Origin of the sequence: Bradyrhizobium quebecense (assembly GCF_013373795.3) — a bacterium.
Classification (GTDB): Bacteria; Pseudomonadota; Alphaproteobacteria; order Rhizobiales; family Xanthobacteraceae; genus Bradyrhizobium; species Bradyrhizobium quebecense.
In genome coordinates, this window is the sequence record NZ_CP088022.1 from 4,513,395 (window position 1) to 4,530,108 (window position 16,714).

A 16,714-nucleotide genomic window follows, 5' to 3' on the forward strand; every position below is an offset into this window, starting at 1 on the left:
GACCGGGTCAGATCGGATCACACCAGGTGAAACTGGCGGCCGAGCCGGCGATGCACCGATAGCACCGCGCGGTCGACGTCGCTGATCAGGCTGTCGCCGAGCACGACGTTCGGAATCTCCCAGTTGCGCCCGACCTGCCCATCGGGCAGCGCGGCAACCGCCGGCACGCGGGCGGTCTCGCAGCCGGGCTGGGCGCGCAGCGCCTCCTCCGCAAGCTCGGTCAGTTCGTTCTGGCTCTTTCCGTCAGTCATGACCAAGTCCTGGCACCGGAAGATGGCTCACTGATGGCCGAGATTCTCCAGTTCCTTGGCACGGATTTCGGTCATGCTGCGCATGCATTCGCCGGCGTCGAGGCGGGCGATGGTGCCCTCGCCGAGGTCGTAATACAGGCAATTCGCGTCACGGTACTGGATCCATAACCGTTGCGCGGTGCGCAGCTGTTTGCGCTGCTTGTCGCCGGCGGCATCCTTCAGCGCCTGCTGAGAGGCGACATTCATCCGCTTGTCCCATTGCGCGGTCTTGGCCTTGAGGCACTCGACCATCTGGTAGGTATTGCCGTCGCAGGACTGTTCGGGATCGCCCTGATCGCCGGCCCAGGCCGACGAGATGGCGATGATGAAAATGGCCGCAACCAAGGACCCGAGCCTGAACACGCCTGTCGTGAGAGCCGATTTCATGCCGCCTTCCCTTTCCGATGGACCCCGTAGGGCCATACGTTAGTGCGGCCGTAGCCCATCCCGTTCATATCAGTCGCACCGCGGCTGGCCTTCCCGATCCGCGCAGGATATTTCAGGGGCATGGAGGTATTCATGCGGCGGACCGTGACGCCCGCAGTCGTTTTGGCCGTGTTCGGCTTGCTCGTCGGCGGGCTGTTCCGCTACGCCTTCGACGAGTCCGACGAGGCCTCGGTCGCGAACTATCTGCGCAGCGCACTCGAGGGTGCCGCCATCAGCCTGATCGTCTGGGCGACGCATCTCTATCTGGTCGCACGCGGCGGCTGGCTGCGGCGGCAGCCGCTGATCGTCGAGCTCGTCGCGCGCTCCGTCATCCTGGCCGTCGTCGTCGCAATCTCGGCTGTTGTGCTGGAGATCGTTCTGTACGGGCATGGGCTCGAGGCGAACTGGGTTCGCGACACCTTCCTGAAGATCATCGGCGTCGGCCTTCTGATGTCGGTCCCGATCACGATGATCTATGAGCTGGTCCGGATGATTGGTGGACGGACGCTGCTCAGCGTCGTGCTCGGACGCTATCGCCGCCCGGGGCGCGAGGAGCGCGTGCTGCTGTTCCTCGACCTGGTCGGCTCGACGTCGCTGGCGGAGGCGATGGGCGAGCTGCGCGTGCAGGAGCTCTTGACGCGCTTCTTCTTCGACATCGACGAGCCGATCGTGGCGCATGGCGGCGAGGTTCATGCCTATGTCGGCGACGAGGTCATCGTGACCTGGCCGGCCGGCACGGGCCAGCCGTCGCGGCGTTATCTCGACTGCGTGTTCGCGATCGAGGACCGCCTCGCCAAGCGAGCCGACCATTATCGCAAGGAGTTCGGCGTGGTGCCGGCGTTTCGCGCCGGGATGCATGCCGGCCCTGTCGTCATCGGCGAATGCGGCGACTCGCGGCGGCAGATCGCCTATTTCGGCGATACCGTGAACGTCACGGCGCGGCTGCAGGCGCATTGCAAGGAGGCCGGCCGGCCGCTGCTGATATCGGGCGAGTTGCTTCGCCTGCTGCCCTCGGACCCGGATTTTGCCATCGAGCCGCTCGGCTCGACGCAGCTGCGCGGGCGCGCCGCTTTGATCGACATATTCGCCGTCATGCGGCGCGCATCGTCCTAAACAATCCCTTAAGGCGCACCGCCATTGTGACGATAGCACCAATTGCGTCTTGTCCGGTCTCGCCCGGTTAAGGATGCGATGCACCCGTATTTGCACCGGGTTCCACCTTAACGCAGGTGTAAGATCGCTAGCATTATCGTGCAAACAGTTGTCATCCAAGAAAAGCAAGGTTGCCCATCGATGGCGCAACAGGCGTCACAATCGATTATTGCCGAACTCGAAGATGCGGTCCGGGACGGGACGTCGGCCAAGCGCGTGCAGACGCTGCGGCAGGTCACCGATCTGTTCCTGAACGACGGCGACCGCCTCAACGATGAACAGGTCAAGGTGTTCGACGACGTGCTTTGCCTGCTCGTCGCGCGCGTCGAGACGCGTGCGCGGGCCGAGCTCAGCAAGCGGCTCGCGCCGCTCGACTACGCGCCGTTCGAGGTGATTCAGCACCTCGCCTGGGACGACGACATCAGCGTCGCCGGCGACGTGCTGACCCACTCCAGCCGCCTCTCGAACGACGCACTGCGCGAGATCGCCGCCAGCAAGGGCCAGGACCATCTGTTCGCGATCTCGGCGCGGGAGAACCTGCCGGCTTCCGTCACCGATGTGATCATCGACCGCGGCGAGGACAAGGTGATCCGGCGTCTTGCCAAGAACGCCGGCGCGCAGTTCTCCGACAACGGCTATTCCTCGATCGTTGCCCGCGCCGAAGGTGATGACGAGCTGGTCGAGATCCTCGGGCTGCGCATCGATATTCCGGCCAAGCTGCTGCGCGACCTGCTGCAGCGCGCCAAGGAAACGGTGCGCGCCCGCCTGCTGGCGATCGCATCGCCCAGGGCGCGCGAGGAGATCAGCCAGGTGCTGAACGACATCGCGCAGGAAGAGGCCGCGGCTCCCCGCCGCAACTACGGCATCGCCGAAGAGCTGGTCAAGCTGATGAAGCAGCTGAACGAGCTCGATGATGCAGCGGTCTACAAATTCGCTGAGGACGGCAAGTTCGACGAGGTCACGGTCGCGCTCGCCGTGCTCAACGACATGCCGATCGCGATGATCGAGCGCCTGATGCTCGGGCTGCGCTCCGACCTGCTCCTGATCCCGTGCCGCTCGGCGCGGCTCAACTGGCCGACGGTCGAAGCCATCCTGCGCAAGCGGCCGCTGCCGCATCCGCTCGACCATGCAACGCTCGAGGTCGCGCACCGTGATTACCGGCGGCTGTCGCTGGAGACCGCACAGCGCACCGTGCGGTTCTGGCAGCTGCACAACAGAATCGAGAAGCAGCCGATCGCGGCCGGTTAGCCCGGCGACGTCTTCGTGACATAGAAAAAGGGTGGGCAACGCGCCCACCCTTTTTTGATTCGATGCGAAGGGTGGGTTAGCCGAAGGCGTAACCCACCAATTCGTTCCGCGGAGACGCGGTGGGTCACGCTCCGCTAACCCACCTCACACCCACGCGTCCGGCGCTTAGTTCTTGCTCTTGTCGACCAGCGCGCCCTTCTTGATCCAGGGCATCATGTCGCGCAGCTTGGCGCCGACTTCCTCGATCGGATGCTGGGCGAGCTTGGCGCGGGTCGCCTTGAACGAGGTCTGGTTGACCTTGTTCTCCAGCATCCAGTCGCGGGCGAACTTGCCGCCCTGGATGTCGGCAAGCACGCGCTTCATCTCCGCCTTGGTCTCGGCCGTGACGATGCGCGGACCAGTGACATACTCGCCGTATTCGGCGGTGTTGGAGATCGAGTAGTTCATGTTAGCGATGCCGCCTTCATAGATCAGGTCGACGATCAGCTTCACTTCGTGCAGGCACTCGAAATAGGCCATTTCGGGCGCGTAGCCGGCCTCGACCAGCGTCTCGTAGCCGCCCTTGATCAGCTCGACCAGGCCGCCGCAGAGCACCACCTGCTCGCCGAACAGGTCGGTCTCGCACTCTTCCTTGAAGGTGGTCTCGATGATGCCGGCGCGGCCGCCGCCGATCGCCGAAGCGTAGCTGAGGCCGAGATCATGGGCGTTGCCCGACGAATCCTTGGCGATCGCGATCAGGCAGGGCACGCCGCCGCCGCGCTGATACTCTGAACGCACGGTGTGGCCGGGGCCCTTCGGCGCGATCATCAGCACGTCGAGGTCGGCACGCGGATCGAGCAGGTTGAAGTGCACGTTGAGGCCGTGGGCGAACACGAGCGCCGCGCCCTTCTTCATGTTGTCGTGCAGGTGCTCGCGATAGATGTCGCCCTGCAGCTCGTCCGGGGTCAGCATCATGACGAGGTCGGCCCACTTGGCGGCCTCGGCGACTTCCATCACCTTGAAGCCGGCGTTCTCAGCCTTCTTGGCCGAGGCCGAACCCTTGCGCAGCGCGATCGCCACTTCCTTGACGCCGGAATCCTTCAGGTTCAGCGCGTGGGCGTGGCCCTGGCTGCCGTAGCCGACGATGGCGACCTTCTTGCCCTTGATCAGGTTCAGGTCGGCATCGCGATCGTAGTAAACTCGCATCGTGTTTTCCTCGTTTGCAGGGGGCCAAAATCGGCCGATGAGTCAGGCTTTCGGAAGGTCAGAACCGCCGGGCGCCCGCGAATTTCCGGCGTTGTCTAGAGCATTTTCCCCCTCAGGGGAAACCCCCATCTCGCATGGCGCGGTGCGGCATCATGCGTCCATGAAGACCGGGTAGAGCGAGGCCAGCAGCAGGATGGCCATCACCACATTGAAGACGCGGATCGCCCGGGGCGAGGTCAGGATCGGCCGCAGGGCGGTGCCGAACAGCGCCCAGACAATGCAGGACACCGTCCCCAGGACCAGGCTCAGGCCGACCTGGATCGCGATGTTCCAAGGGAAGGAGGCAATCGCCGCGTAGGCCGTGATGGTGCCGATCACCATCACCCAGCCCTTGGCATTGATCCACTGGAACATGGCCGCCCCCCAGAACGTCATCGGGCCGCGGCCGGGCCCGTCGTTCTTGTCCGCCGAGGGCGGTTCGGCCATGGCGATGACGGCGGCGAGATAGACCAGATAGGCGACGCCGCCATATTTGAGGATCGTCTGCAGCACCGGATAGGCGATGAAGACCGCCCCGAGGCCAACGCCGACCGCACCGACCATGAAGGCGAAGCCGACCGTGATGCCGGCGATGTGGGGCACCGTGCGGCGGAAGCCGTAGGTCAGCCCCGAGGACAGCAGCATGATGTTGTTGGGGCCTGGCGTGAAGAACATCACGACGGCAAACACGACAAAGGCAAACAGCAGCGAATTCGACATAGCGCCCTCACGCGACTTTCGGCAGAGCTTTTGGCCGCTTCGACAGCAGCATCACGGCGATGCCGGCGATGACCGTGAGCATGCCGGCGAGCCGCAGCGGCCCGAACCTCTCGCCGAACACGATGCTGGAGGCGGCGGAGCCGACGAACGGCACCAGCAGCGCGAACGGCACCACCTGCGCCGCCGGATAATCCCGGAGCAGTCGGCCCCACAGCCAATAGGCGATGCTGGTGGAAACGGTGCCGACGAACAGCATCGAGACAATGCCGGCCGGCGACAGATGCGACAGCGCCTGCCACATCGGCTTCGCGCCCAGCGTTAGCAGCGACAGGCCGAACAGCGGGATCGCCGCACACAGGCACAGCCATGCGAACAGGTCGAACATGCGCGCGCCCTGCGCCGGCCGCAGCAGCAGGTTTCCGATTGCGAACGAGACCGGCGAGATCATCAGGATGGCAAAGGCTGTGACGCTGAAATCGTATCCGACGGTGCCGCAGATCATCAGCAGGCCGATCGCGGCGATGGCGATGCCCACGGTCTGCAGCCGCGACGGCAATTCGCCGAACAGCACCGCGGCAAAGCCGATGGTGAACAGCGCCTGGCTCTGCACGATCACGCTGGTAAGCCCGACCGGCATGCCGTGGGCGATGGCGATGGATTGCGCAAGGAACTGACCAAGGAACAAGGTCAGGCTGATTCCGATCAACAGCGGCCACGAGACCTGGCCCGGCCTGGGCAGCAACAGGCACGGCACCGCCGCGATGCCGAAGCGCAGCGCCGTCATCAATTCGGGCGGCAGCTCATCGAGCGCGATCCGGCTCGCGACGAACGCAAGTCCCCAGATCACCGCGACCATGACGGCGATGCCAACATCGGCCGGCTTCATTGTTCTTCTTCTTTGGTTCGGTTTGGCTCTGTCGATGCGAGGATCTAGATCTGTTCGTCCGGCTTCGGCTTGCGCAGCAGATAGGTGCCGTGCAGCGGCGCGTGATAGTCGGCGGCGACCAGCGTGAAACCGGTCTCGGTCAGCATGCGCTCCATCACCCAGCCGAAGGTCGAGTATTCGTCGCGCATATGGGTCATCACGCTTTCGCGCTCGAAATCGTGGTTCTTGATCGAGAAATCCGCCCAGCCCTCGACATCGCGATCGACCCCGTCGGGCATGCTGACGAACACCATGTCGCGCAGATAGAAGTTCGCGCCGGGCTTCAGCGCGTTGAAGATCCGCGACAGCGCCACTGCCTTCCAGAAGTCCGGCAGGTGGTGCAGCGTGAACTCGCTGACGATGAGGTCGTAGGAATTCGGCTGATAGGCAAAGGACAACAGCCCGGCCGGCTGGGTCCGGATCTTCGCCTTGCGGTCGCGCGCATAGATTTCGGCAAGCCCGATCATCGCCGGCGAGATGTCGATGGCGTCGACCTCGGCGCCCATCAGCGCCGCCTCGGTCGCCAGCACGCCGTTGCCGCAGCCGATATCGGCGATCCGCCAGCCCGGCTTGACGCCGAGCATGGTCAGCGCCTGGCGGGCCCGGACATCGCTGTCCTCGCTGACGTCATAGATCGAGGCAACCGCGGTATCGAGACCGACTTGCCGCCGTTGCGTATAGTACCAGTCGCGCGCCAACATGATTCACATCCCTTCCGGCCCACGCGTGATCGCGGCCACCCCGGTTCGTGACACCTCGACCAGGCCCAGCGGGCGCATCAGGTCGATGAACTGACTGATCTTGGACGAATTGCCCGTGATCTCGAACACGAAGCTCTCGGTCGTGGCATCGATCACCCGGGCGCGGAACGCATCCGCCAGCCGCAGCGCCTCGACGCGGTGATCGCCACCGCCCCTCACCTTGACCATCGCAAGCTCGCGCTCGATCGAGCTGCCGGTCAGCGTCATGTCGACGACCCGATAAACCGGGATCATGCGGTCGAGCTGATGCTTGATCTGCTGGATCACCATCGGCGTGCCCGTGGTGACGATGGTGATCCGCGAGAGGTGCTTCTGGCTCTCGGTTTCCGAAACCGTGAGACTCTCGATGTTGTAGCCGCGGCCGGAGAACAGCCCGATCACGCGCGCGAGCACGCCGGGCTCGTTCTGCACGAGGACGGACAGCGTGTGCGTCTCGTTCGGATCGTGACGTTCCTCGAGGAAGTAGGCGGATGCGGGCTGGTTCATGGTCGTCCCCTTACATTCTTTTCACGCCACCGCCCGCTGGGCGGCCGGCGCAGCATCCGTCCCGATCCAGGTCCGGAACAGATCGAAATCGATATTGCCGCCGCTCAGGATCAGGCCGACCCGCTTGCCGGCGAGCTTGCTCTTTTCCTGCAGCGCGGCTGCGAGCGCCGCGGCGCCTGCGCCCTCGGCGAGGTTGTGGGTGTCGGTCCAGTAGGCACGGATCGCCTGCCCGACCTCGTCGTCGGTGACCTGCACGATGCGCGAGGCGCCCTTGCGGATCAGGGCGAATGCATCCGCGTCCGGAATCCGCGTCGCCATGCCGTCGGCAAGCGTGTTGCTGGTCTCGGTGGTCACGATCTTTCCGGCCGCGAACGACAGCGCATAGGACGGCGCCTCGGTCGACTGCACACCGATGATCTCGGTTTTCAGGCCGAGCAGGTCGCGCGCCATGATGCAGCCGGAGATGCCGGAGCCCTGCCCGATCGGCACATAGAGAATGTCGAGATCGGGCGCCGCACGAAACAGCTCGAGCGCGTAGGTCGCAACACCCAGCACCAGGTCCGGATGGAACGACGGCACCATGTGCAGGCCGGCGAACTGGGCACGGCGCTCGGCCTCTTCCCGCGCGGCCTGAAAGTCCTCGCCGTGCTCGACCAGCTCGGCGCCGAACGCATGCATGGCACGGTTCTTCTCGACCGAGTTGCCGCGCGGCACATAGATCACCGCCGGCACGCCGTGGCGGCTCGCGGCAAACGCCAGACTCTGGCCGTGATTGCCGCGCGTCGCCGAGATGATGCCGGGCACATCGGGCCGCTCGCGCTTCAACCGTTCGAGATAGACCAGGCCGCCGCGCACCTTGAAGGCGCCGATCGGCGTGTGGTTCTCATGCTTGACCACGACCTCGGTGCCGAGCCGTTCGGCCAGTAACGGCCAGGCATACGCCGGCGTCGCCGGCACCGCGGTGCCGACGATCCTGTGCGCGCGCTCGAGCTCTCCTAGATCAAACATGGCAGCCCCGCCAGCGGTCTGCTCCCTCGCCCCGCTTGCGGGGAGAGGGTTGGGGTGAGGGAGAGCCTCCGCAGTGGCGGTGAGAGTCGGACTCGCGGAGAGCCCCCTCACCCGGATTGCGCTCACGCGCAATCCGACCTCGCCCCGCTTGCGGGGAGAGGTGAAGCTGGAGTGCTCGTCGCGTGTCGCGCATCATCACACCAGCGCCTTGCCGCCGGCAAAGGCCTTCGCGGTCGCCTCATCGGTCGCTTCTTCCGGCAGTAGCATCTCGTTGTGCGCCTTGCCCGACGGGATCATCGGGAAGCAGTTCTCCAGCGCCGCGACGCGGCAGTCGAACAGCACCGGGCGCCTGATCGAGATCATCTCCTTGATCGCGCCATCGAGGTCGGCTGGCTTGGTCGCCTGCAGGCCGACGCAGCCATAGGCTTCGGCGAGCTTGACGAAGTCCGGCAGCGCTTCGGAGTACGAATGCGACAGGCGGTTGCCGTGCAGCAGCTGCTGCCACTGCCGCACCATGCCCATGTACTGGTTGTTCAGGATGAAGATCTTGATCGGCAGCTCGAACTGAACCGCGGTCGACATCTCCTGGATCGTCATCTGCACCGAGGCGTCGCCGGCGATGTCGATCACCAAGCTGTCCGGATGCGCCACCTGCACGCCGACCGCGGCCGGCAGGCCGTAGCCCATGGTGCCGAGACCGCCGGAGGTCATCCAGCGGTGCGGCTCCTCGAAGCCGAAGAACTGCGCGGCCCACATCTGGTGCTGACCGACTTCGGTCGTGATGTAGGTGTCCTTGCCGCGGGTCAGCTCGAACAGCCGCTGGATCGCGTATTGCGGCAGGATGATATCGTTGTTCTTGCGGTAGGACAGCGAGTTGCGCGCGCGCCATTGCGCGATCTGCTGCCACCACGCCTTGATATCCGGCTTCTTCGCCTCCGCCTTGAACACCTGCAACAGGTCGCCGAGCACGTTGCCGGCGTCACCGATGATCGGCACGTCGACGCGGATGTTCTTGTTGATCGAGGACGGGTCGATATCGATGTGGATCTTCTTCGAGCCCGGCGAGAAAGCATCGACGCGGCCGGTGATGCGGTCGTCGAAGCGCGCGCCGACGCACAGCATGACGTCGCAATCATGCATGGTCATGTTGGCTTCGTAGGTGCCGTGCATGCCGAGCATGCCGAGCCAGTTCGGCCCCGACGCCGGATAGGCTCCCAGTCCCATCAGGGTCGAGGTGATCGGGAAGCCGGTCGCCTCCACCAGCTGACGCAGCAGCTTGGAAGCCTCCGGACCCGAATTGATCACGCCGCCGCCGGAATAGATCACGGGACGCTTTGCATTGGCGAGCAGCGCCACCGCCTTGCGGATCTGGGTCGCATCGCCCTTCACGCGCGGCGTGTAGGAGATGTGGACGTCCGACTTGCGCGGCGGATGATAGGTGCCGGTCGCGAACTGCACGTCCTTCGGCACGTCGACCAGCACCGGACCGGGGCGGCCAGTGGTGGCGACATAGAAGGCTTCGTGCAGCACCCTGGCGAGGTCGTTGACGTCGCGCACCAGCCAGTTGTGCTTGGTGGCGGGCCGCGTGATGCCGACGGTGTCGCATTCCTGGAAGGCGTCGTTGCCAATCAGGTGGGTCGGCACCTGGCCGGTGATGCAGACCAGCGGGATCGAATCCATCAGCGCGTCGGTCAGCGGCGTCACCATGTTGGTGGCGCCGGGACCGGACGTCACCAGCACCACGCCGGGTTTGCCGGTCGAGCGGGCATAGCCTTCGGCGGCATGACCGGCGCCCTGCTCGTGGCGGACCAGGATATGCTCGACTTCGCTCTGCTGGAAAATCTCGTCGTAGATCGGAAGGACCGCACCGCCGGGATAGCCGAAGACATGCTGCACGCCGTGATCGATGAGCGCGCGCACGATCATCGCGGCGCCGGTCATCTGATTGGGATCGTGGCTCTTGTCGGTCATGGTTCGCTCCGGATGCGCTTGTTTTTGCGCGGCTTTTGTCAGTTCTCGTCAATTCTGCTTCGGGCAATAAAAAGGGGCCCTAGAGGCCCCATGCACACCGCCCGAATTTGGATGGCCGCTAGCCATCCCCGGCGGTGTGCCTGGGTACGACGGCGATAAGCAGTTTGGTAATAATATTGCGCACGAGACGACCCAGTCTTCCCAAAGGTTGCGCGAACATAGCGGCCAAAGCCCGAATGTCAAGGCAAGGCAGGCAGTTTCGCGATTTTTGAAGTGTAACGGGGTTCCAGCCGTTCGGCGAGTGTTTTTGCGCGGCGCAACGCGCATGGCAGACGGGCGCCCGGAGGCCGGAGTCCGAGAGGCCGTAGCCCGGATGGAGCGCAGCGTAATCCGGGACAGTCTGCCCGAATGGACCCCGGATTTCGCTGCGCTCCATCCGGGCTACGGGGCCTACGAGATCCGCCCCTCCAGCCAATCTCCCGCGGCCTCGGGCACCACCCATTCGAATTCCGGGAGCTGGTGACGAAACCAGGTGAACTGGCGCTTGGCGTAGTGGCGGGTGTCGGCCCGACCGATCTCGGCGGCCTCCTCCCGGCTGATCTCCCCCTTGAGGTGCCGGATCAGCGCCGGGACGCCATGGGCCTTCATAGCCGGCAGCAGCGGATCAAGCCCGCGCGCGGCCAGCGCCGCGACCTCGTCGAGCGCACCAGTATCGAGCATCGCGCCAAACCGCGCATCGATCCGCGCATAGAGCCGCTCGCGCTCCGGCGCGAGAAACAGCGCATGGAATTGCCCCGGCGGCAGCAGCGGCGGCAGGCCATCGCGATGCCAGTCCGGCAGCGGGCGGCCGGTGGCCTCGATGACCTCAAGCGCCCGCGCGATGCGGGTGCGGTCGCGCGGCTTCAGCCGTTCGGCCGATACCGGATCGCGCAGTGCAAGCTCGGCATGCAGCGCCTCGACGCCGTGCTGCTCCAGCCTTGCGCGCACGCCGTCGCGCACATCAGGGGGTATCGGTGGCACCGCCGACAGCCCGCGCGTCAGTGCCTTGAAATAGAGGCCCGAGCCACCGATGAAGATCGGCAGGCGCTTGTCCGCACGGGCCCCACCGAGCACCCTGGCCGCATCCGCCACCCAGGCGCCCGCGGAAAAATTCACGCCGGCATCGACATGGCCATAGAGCCTGTGCGGAACCTGCGCCTCCTCGGCGGCGGTCGGCCGCGCGGTGATGATCCGGAGGTCGCGATAGACCTGCATCGAGTCGGTGTTGATCACGACCCCGCCGGCGCGCTGGGCAAGCTCGAGCGCCAGCGCCGACTTGCCGCTGGCGGTCGGCCCTGCGATAAGCACCGCCTTGTCCAACAATCCTGAATGCGCCTGCATGTCCCTCGTTGCCACGCTGATCTGCAATCCTGCAAGCCCCGCGCTCGACTCCACCATCGTCGACGGTGCGCGGGCCGTGCTGCCCTCACCGGGCCCGGCGCAGTGGCTGTTCAACGAGGTCGCCGTCGACATTCCGTTCGAGCGTCAGGACGCCAGCAGGGACGACATCAAGGCCATCGAGGAGCGCCTGCGCCAGGCCCGCGGCGACCTGCCGATCGACATTGTCGTGCAGCCTCGGATCGGCCGGCGCAAGAAGCTTTTTCTGGCCGACATGGATTCGACCATGATCGGCCAGGAATGCATCGACGAGCTCGCCGATTTCGCCGGGCTGAAGGCCCATGTCGCCGCCATCACCGAGCGCGCGATGCGCGGCGAGATCGAGTTCGAATCGGCGCTGCGCGAGCGCGTCGCGCTGCTCAAGGGCCTGCCGGTCGGCGTCGTCGACGAGGTGCTGGAGAAGCGCATCACGCCGACGCCGGGCGGCCGCGCGCTGGTCAGGACGATGCGCGCGCACGGCGCCTATACCTGCCTGATCTCCGGCGGCTTCACCCTGTTCACCAAGGTGGTCGCAGAGAAGATCGGCTTCCAGGAGAACCGCGCCAACCAGTTGCAGGTCGCGGACGGCAAGCTGACCGGCGAAGTGATCGAGCCGATCCTCGGCCGCGCCACCAAGCTCGCCACCCTGGTCGAGCTGACCGAATCCTTCGACCTCGACGACATGGATACGCTGGTCGCGGGCGATGGCGCCAACGATCTCGGCATGATCCAGGCCGCAGGTCTCGGCGTCGCCTACCACGCCAAGCCGGCAGTCGCAGCCGCCGCGGCGGCGCGGATCGATCACGGCGACCTCACCGCGCTGCTCTATGCGCAGGGCTATCGGCGGGACGAATTCGTGGCGGAGTAGGCTCGCGAAGCTTGTCGTCCCCTGCCTACTTTTCTCAACAAGAGCGGCCGCGGCGTACTGGATCCCCCGCTTTCGCGGGGGATGACAGTGAGGGTGAGGCGTCAGCGCGCTTCTACTGCACGCCGAGGGCGACGAAGCGCAGTTCGCCGTCACCGTTGGAGACCAGCAGTAGCACGGACTTCTTGCCGTCCTTCTTCAGCTGGTCGATCCGCTTCTTGATGTCGGCGGCGCTGGACACCGCCTCCTGCGCCACCTCGACGATGACGTCGCCAGCCGACAGCCGCTTCTCGGCGGCATCGGAGTTGCTGTCGACGCCGGTGACAATGACACCCTTCACGCTGTCCTTGATCTTGTACTTGGTGCGCAGATCCTTGCTCAGAGCCGCGAGATCGAGACCGAGCGCCTTCTGGGTCACCGGCTTCTCGGCGGTGTCGTCCTTGGGCTTGGCGTTGGCCTGCTGAACCTTGTCGTTGTCCTCGAGCCGGCCGAGCGTGACCTTGCGGGTCTCTTCATTGCCCTTGCGGATGACGACGACGTCGACTTCCTTGCCGACCGCGGTATCGGCGACGATGCGCGACAGATCTTTCGGATCCTTGACGTCCTTGCCGTCGAACTTGACGACGACGTCGCCCGGCTCGATGCCGGCCGGCTTGGCCGGGCCCTTGTCGTCGACGCCGGCAACCAGCGCGCCGCGCGCCGGCTTGATGTTGAGGCTGTCGGCGATCTCGTCGGTGACCTGCTGGATACGAACGCCGAGCCAGCCGCGGCGTAGCTCGCCGAACTTCTGCAACTGGTCGACGACGCCGGCCACCGTCTTCGACGGCACGGCGAAACCGAGGCCGATCGAGCCGCCGGTCGGGGAGATGATCAGCGTGTTGACGCCGATCACCTCGCCATCGAGGTTGAACAGCGGACCGCCGGAATTGCCGCGGTTGATGGCGGCGTCGGTCTGGATGTAGCTGTCATACGGCCCTTGGCTGATGTCGCGGTTCTTGGCCGAGACGATGCCCGCGGTCACCGTGCCGCCGAGACTGAACGGATTGCCGATCGCGACCACCCAGTCGCCGAGGCGGATCTTGTCGCTGTCGCCGAACTTGACCGCGGTGAGCGGCTTCGGCGGCTTGAACTTCAGGACCGCGAGGTCGGTCTTCTTGTCGACGCCGACCAGCTCGGCCTTGATCTTGGTGCCGTCGTTGAGGATGACGTTGATCTCGTCGGCGTCGGCGATGACGTGGTTGTTGGTGACGACGATGCCCGCGGTGTCGACGATGAAGCCCGAGCCGAGCGAGTTGGTCTTGCGCGGCTGGAACTCTCCGCTCTTGTCGCCGCCCTTGCCGGGCGGGCCGCGGCGATTCTTGAAGAAGTCGTCGAAGAACTCCTCGAACGGCGAGCCGGGCGGCAATTGCGGCATCGTCCGGTCCTTGGCCTCGATCGTCTGCGACGTCGAGATGTTGACGACGGCGTCGATCACCTTCTCGGCGATGTCGGCGATGCCCTCGGGGCCGCGTGCGAACGCCGGCACGGAGCTCAGCATGCTCGCAGCACCGATCGAGATCGCAGCTCCCATCATGCGGAGGCGACGGCTCAGGGCTGGTCTGGCAGCGATCATGTCGGAGTTTCTCCAGGCAAACGGGTTCAAATTAGCTGGTCGCAGTATGCGCCCGTGATCACAGAGTGCGCCCGAACGGGCATATGGCGCAAGCATCTCACCCGGGCATTTCGGCGAAAAACCGGCTGCGAGAGGCTCACGATTATGTTCATTCCGGCGCGGTCTGCGCGGTGGAACAGGCAACGATCAGCGCCGCACCAGCCAGATCAGGATCAGTCCCGCAACCGCCGAGCCGATGCCGACGATGCGCAGGATGTTGTCGGGCGTGGCCAGCGCGCTCTTCATCGCCCGGCGCATCCAGGCGGGGCTTGCCGCAAACAGGATGCCTTCGAGCACGAACAGGATTCCCAACCCGATGAGGAAGTCGCCGAACGCTATGGACTTCATCGGATGGCAGCCTCCCGCTCGATGCTTGTTGTTGTTGAGTGGCGGCGACGCGTGATCCGCATCGCCGCCAGATCGTGGTGTTCAGGTCGTGATGTTCAGGTCTGGACGTTACTGCTTCGGCGCGGCGGCCGCCTCAGGCGCCTTGCCGTTCGCATTGCCGAAGTATCTGAAGAATTCCGAGTCCGGCCGCAACAGGAAACGCGTGTCGCCGGACTTGAGGCTGTTCTCATAGGCCGTCATCGAGCGATAGAACGCAAAGAAGTCCTTGTCCTTGCCATAGGCCTCGGCGAACAGGCGGTTGCGCTCGGCATCGCCCGCACCGCGGGTTTGCTCCGCGGTCGAGTTCGCATCGGCGACGATCACGGTCGCTTCACGGTCGGCCCTGGAGCGGATCTCCTGCGCCTTCTGGTCGCCCTGGGCACGGAACTCGGCGGCTTCGCGCTGACGCTCGGACTTCATCCGGTCGTACACTGCCTGGCTGTTCTGCTCCGGCAGGTCGGCGCGGCGGATCCTGACGTCGACGACCTCGATGCCGTAGCCGTCGGCCTCCTTGTCGAGCTGCTCGCGAATCCGTGCCATCAGCTTCTCGCGCTCGTCACGCACCACCGTGATGAAGGTGACCTCGCCGAGCACGCGGCGCAGCGCCGCATTCAAGAGCGTGGTCAGCTGCAGATTGGCGGCCTGGATCGAGCCGACGCTGGTGTAGTAGCGCAGCGCATTCTTGATGCGATAGCGCGCGAAGGCGTCGACCACGAGCCGCTTCTGGTCGGAGGCGATCACCTCCTGCGACGGGTTTTCGAGATCGAGGATGCGCTTGTCGACGTTGATCACCGAATTCCACGGCGCCTTGAAGTGCAGGCCGGGATCGGTGACGACCTCAACCGGCTCGCCGAACCGCAGGACGATGGTCTGCTCGGTCTGCTGCACGGTGAACATCGAGCTGTAGCCGACGGCGAGCACGACAAAGAGGACGATCAGGGACACAATGCCGGTAACAGGGGACCTCATCGGGTGGCTCCCTGCTGCTGGCCGGTCGTGGCCGGCGGTGCCGGCGGACGCCGCGGCGTCAGTTCGCCGAGCGGAAGGTAGGGCACGATGTTCTGGCCCTGGCCGCCGTCATAGACCAGCTTCTCGGAACTGCCGAGCACGCGTTCCATGGTCTCCAGATAGATGCGCTCGCGCGTCACTTCGGGTGCCTTCTTGTACTCATCATAGACTTTCAGGAAGCGTGCGCTCTGGCCCTTGGCCTCGGCGACCGCCTGCTCCTTGTAGCCTTCGGCGGCCTGCAGGATCTGCGCGGAACGGCCACGCGCTTCCGGCACGATCCGGTTGGCGTAGGTCTGCGCCTCGTTCTGCTTGCGCTCGAGGTCGGAGCGCGCCGCCTGCACGTCGCGGAATGCGTCGATCACCTGCGCCGGCGGATCGACCTTCTGCATCTGCACCTGCGCGATCTGGATGCCCGCGCTGTAGGAATCGAGCGTCTTCTGCATCAGCTCCTGGACGTTCTGCTCGGTGACGTTGCGCGCCCCGGTCAGGATCGGCTGGATCTGCGAGCGGCCGATCACCTCACGCATCGCGCTTTCGGCGACCGCCTTCACGGTGCCTTCCGGATTCTGGATGTTGAACAGGTAGGCGCCGGCCCCGCCTGGCTTGATACGCCAGAGCACGGTGAAGTCGACGTCGACGATGTTCTCGTCACCGGTCAGCATCAGGCTCTCTTCCGGCACGTCGCGCATGGTGCGGCCGCGCCGTGCGGGATCGTCGATCAGGGTCATGCCGATCGAGATCGTGTTGACGCGCAGCGCCTTCGGCAGCAGCACCGTCTCGATCGGATACGGCAGGTGATAGCGCAGGCCCGGCTGCGCATCGCGGACGTATTTGCCGAAGCGCAGCACGACGCCGAGCTCTTCGGACTGGACGCGGAATATCCCGGTGGCGAACCAGATCGCCAGCGCGGCGACCAGCACCAGCGCGATGCCCATGCCGCTGAAATGACCGCCGGGCAGCCACTGCTGCAGCCGGTCCTGGCCGCGCCGCAGCAGATCCTCAAGATCCGGCGGCCTTGGCCCGGCCGACTGCGGACCTGAGCCCCATGGCCCTTTCGGACCCGAGCCCCATGGCCCCCCGCCTTGATTTTTCCACGGCATCAAACGTCTCCTCGACAAGTCCGGACGGGACGCCCGGCCTCGAATGTCCGGCCCGGTTATAGGGGACCGCTCAGGC

Annotated in this window: 17 protein-coding genes; 3 read left to right on the forward strand and 14 right to left on the reverse strand. The window is 65.3% G+C overall.

Annotated features, from left to right (window positions below; translation table 11 throughout):
• Positions 1 to 17 precede the first annotated feature (17 nt).
• On the reverse strand, positions 18 to 251 hold the full coding sequence (locus tag HU230_RS21905) for a hypothetical protein (RefSeq protein ID WP_176529894.1): 234 nt from the start codon (positions 249 to 251) through the stop codon (positions 18 to 20).
• Between the two features lie 27 nt (positions 252 to 278).
• Positions 279 to 677 (reverse strand): lysozyme inhibitor LprI family protein, encoded by a 399-nt coding sequence (locus HU230_RS21910; RefSeq protein ID WP_224943440.1) that lies wholly within the window; start codon positions 675 to 677, stop codon positions 279 to 281.
• Between the two features lie 132 nt (positions 678 to 809).
• On the opposite strand from HU230_RS21910, the gene HU230_RS21915 reads away from it, so the two are divergent.
• Both HU230_RS21915 and HU230_RS21920 read left to right on the forward strand, forming a co-directional pair.
• Positions 810 to 1,829, forward strand: a complete 1,020-nt coding sequence (locus HU230_RS21915) for an adenylate/guanylate cyclase domain-containing protein (protein WP_176529893.1) — start codon at positions 810 to 812, stop codon at positions 1,827 to 1,829.
• Between the two features lie 180 nt (positions 1,830 to 2,009).
• Positions 2,010 to 3,116, forward strand: a complete 1,107-nt coding sequence (locus tag HU230_RS21920) for a DUF2336 domain-containing protein (protein ID WP_176529892.1) — start codon at positions 2,010 to 2,012, stop codon at positions 3,114 to 3,116.
• Between the two features lie 165 nt (positions 3,117 to 3,281).
• Here HU230_RS21920 and ilvC read toward each other — a convergent pair whose 3' ends face one another.
• The 8 genes from ilvC to miaA form a co-directional block, all read right to left on the reverse strand.
• Positions 3,282 to 4,301 carry a ketol-acid reductoisomerase gene (ilvC, locus tag HU230_RS21925; RefSeq protein ID WP_028342350.1) on the reverse strand — a complete coding sequence of 340 codons (1,020 nt, stop codon included), beginning with the start codon at positions 4,299 to 4,301 and terminating at the stop codon, positions 3,282 to 3,284.
• Positions 4,302 to 4,451: 150 nt separating this feature from the next.
• Complete coding sequence (locus HU230_RS21930) at positions 4,452 to 5,060, reverse strand: LysE family translocator (protein WP_176529891.1); 609 nt, start codon at positions 5,058 to 5,060, stop codon at positions 4,452 to 4,454.
• Between the two features lie 7 nt (positions 5,061 to 5,067).
• Positions 5,068 to 5,946, reverse strand: coding sequence for an EamA family transporter (locus HU230_RS21935; protein ID WP_176529890.1), 879 nt, complete (start codon positions 5,944 to 5,946; stop codon positions 5,068 to 5,070).
• Positions 5,947 to 5,990: 44 nt separating this feature from the next.
• Positions 5,991 to 6,686: a class I SAM-dependent methyltransferase gene (locus tag HU230_RS21940; RefSeq protein WP_050628421.1), complete on the reverse strand. Its 696-nt coding sequence runs from the start codon at positions 6,684 to 6,686 to the stop codon at positions 5,991 to 5,993.
• Between the two features lie 3 nt (positions 6,687 to 6,689).
• A complete protein-coding gene (ilvN, locus tag HU230_RS21945) occupies positions 6,690 to 7,232 on the reverse strand; it encodes an acetolactate synthase small subunit (RefSeq protein ID WP_016841057.1) in 543 nt (180 codons plus the stop codon).
• Positions 7,233 to 7,253: 21 nt separating this feature from the next.
• A complete protein-coding gene (locus HU230_RS21950; protein ID WP_176529889.1) occupies positions 7,254 to 8,240 on the reverse strand; it encodes a threonine dehydratase in 987 nt (328 codons plus the stop codon).
• A 195-nt stretch (positions 8,241 to 8,435) separates the two neighbouring features.
• Complete coding sequence (locus HU230_RS21955) at positions 8,436 to 10,211, reverse strand: acetolactate synthase 3 large subunit (protein ID WP_176529888.1); 1,776 nt, start codon at positions 10,209 to 10,211, stop codon at positions 8,436 to 8,438.
• 450 nt (positions 10,212 to 10,661) lie between these two features.
• Positions 10,662 to 11,591, reverse strand: a complete 930-nt coding sequence (gene miaA, locus HU230_RS21960; RefSeq protein ID WP_176529887.1) for a tRNA (adenosine(37)-N6)-dimethylallyltransferase MiaA — start codon at positions 11,589 to 11,591, stop codon at positions 10,662 to 10,664.
• On the opposite strand from miaA, the gene serB reads away from it, so the two are divergent.
• The gene (gene serB / locus HU230_RS21965; protein ID WP_176529886.1) at positions 11,590 to 12,495 is read left to right on the forward strand and encodes a phosphoserine phosphatase SerB; all 906 of its coding nucleotides are present in this window, start codon (positions 11,590 to 11,592) and stop codon (positions 12,493 to 12,495) included. The two genes, miaA and serB, sit on opposite strands and share 2 nt — an antisense overlap.
• A gap of 112 nt (positions 12,496 to 12,607) precedes the next feature.
• On the opposite strand, the gene HU230_RS21970 is transcribed toward serB, so the two are convergent.
• The 4 genes from HU230_RS21970 to hflK form a co-directional block, all read right to left on the reverse strand.
• On the reverse strand, positions 12,608 to 14,104 hold the full coding sequence (locus HU230_RS21970) for a Do family serine endopeptidase (RefSeq protein ID WP_176529885.1): 1,497 nt from the start codon (positions 14,102 to 14,104) through the stop codon (positions 12,608 to 12,610).
• A gap of 186 nt (positions 14,105 to 14,290) precedes the next feature.
• Positions 14,291 to 14,491, reverse strand: coding sequence for a DUF2065 domain-containing protein (locus HU230_RS21975; protein ID WP_092115850.1), 201 nt, complete (start codon positions 14,489 to 14,491; stop codon positions 14,291 to 14,293).
• Positions 14,492 to 14,599: 108 nt separating this feature from the next.
• Positions 14,600 to 15,499 carry a protease modulator HflC gene (hflC, locus tag HU230_RS21980; protein ID WP_176529884.1) on the reverse strand — a complete coding sequence of 300 codons (900 nt, stop codon included), beginning with the start codon at positions 15,497 to 15,499 and terminating at the stop codon, positions 14,600 to 14,602.
• Positions 15,496 to 16,638, reverse strand: a complete 1,143-nt coding sequence (gene hflK, locus HU230_RS21985) for an FtsH protease activity modulator HflK (RefSeq protein WP_176529883.1) — start codon at positions 16,636 to 16,638, stop codon at positions 15,496 to 15,498. The genes hflC and hflK overlap by 4 nt, the downstream gene beginning before the upstream one ends.
• Positions 16,639 to 16,714 lie beyond the last annotated feature (76 nt).

Excerpts from the sequence above, each read along its gene's own strand:
- HU230_RS21905 (WP_176529894.1), bottom strand. The coding sequence starts at position 251 with ATGACTGACGGAAAGAGCCAGAACGAACTGACCGAGCTTGCGGAGGAG.
- HU230_RS21910 (WP_224943440.1), bottom strand. The coding sequence starts at position 677 with ATGAAATCGGCTCTCACGACAGGCGTGTTCAGGCTCGGGTCCTTGGTT.
- HU230_RS21915 (WP_176529893.1), top strand. The coding sequence starts at position 810 with ATGCGGCGGACCGTGACGCCCGCAGTCGTTTTGGCCGTGTTCGGCTTG.
- HU230_RS21920 (WP_176529892.1), top strand. The coding sequence starts at position 2,010 with ATGGCGCAACAGGCGTCACAATCGATTATTGCCGAACTCGAAGATGCG.
- ilvC (WP_028342350.1), bottom strand. The coding sequence starts at position 4,301 with ATGCGAGTTTACTACGATCGCGATGCCGACCTGAACCTGATCAAGGGC.
- HU230_RS21930 (WP_176529891.1), bottom strand. The coding sequence starts at position 5,060 with ATGTCGAATTCGCTGCTGTTTGCCTTTGTCGTGTTTGCCGTCGTGATG.
- HU230_RS21935 (WP_176529890.1), bottom strand. The coding sequence starts at position 5,946 with ATGAAGCCGGCCGATGTTGGCATCGCCGTCATGGTCGCGGTGATCTGG.
- HU230_RS21940 (WP_050628421.1), bottom strand. The coding sequence starts at position 6,686 with ATGTTGGCGCGCGACTGGTACTATACGCAACGGCGGCAAGTCGGTCTC.
- ilvN (WP_016841057.1), bottom strand. The coding sequence starts at position 7,232 with ATGAACCAGCCCGCATCCGCCTACTTCCTCGAGGAACGTCACGATCCG.
- HU230_RS21950 (WP_176529889.1), bottom strand. The coding sequence starts at position 8,240 with ATGTTTGATCTAGGAGAGCTCGAGCGCGCGCACAGGATCGTCGGCACC.
- HU230_RS21955 (WP_176529888.1), bottom strand. The coding sequence starts at position 10,211 with ATGACCGACAAGAGCCACGATCCCAATCAGATGACCGGCGCCGCGATG.
- serB (WP_176529886.1), top strand. The coding sequence starts at position 11,590 with ATGTCCCTCGTTGCCACGCTGATCTGCAATCCTGCAAGCCCCGCGCTC.
- miaA (WP_176529887.1), bottom strand. The coding sequence starts at position 11,591 with ATGCAGGCGCATTCAGGATTGTTGGACAAGGCGGTGCTTATCGCAGGG.
- HU230_RS21970 (WP_176529885.1), bottom strand. The coding sequence starts at position 14,104 with ATGATCGCTGCCAGACCAGCCCTGAGCCGTCGCCTCCGCATGATGGGA.
- HU230_RS21975 (WP_092115850.1), bottom strand. The coding sequence starts at position 14,491 with ATGAAGTCCATAGCGTTCGGCGACTTCCTCATCGGGTTGGGAATCCTG.
- hflC (WP_176529884.1), bottom strand. The coding sequence starts at position 15,499 with ATGAGGTCCCCTGTTACCGGCATTGTGTCCCTGATCGTCCTCTTTGTC.
- hflK (WP_176529883.1), bottom strand. The coding sequence starts at position 16,638 with ATGCCGTGGAAAAATCAAGGCGGGGGGCCATGGGGCTCGGGTCCGAAA.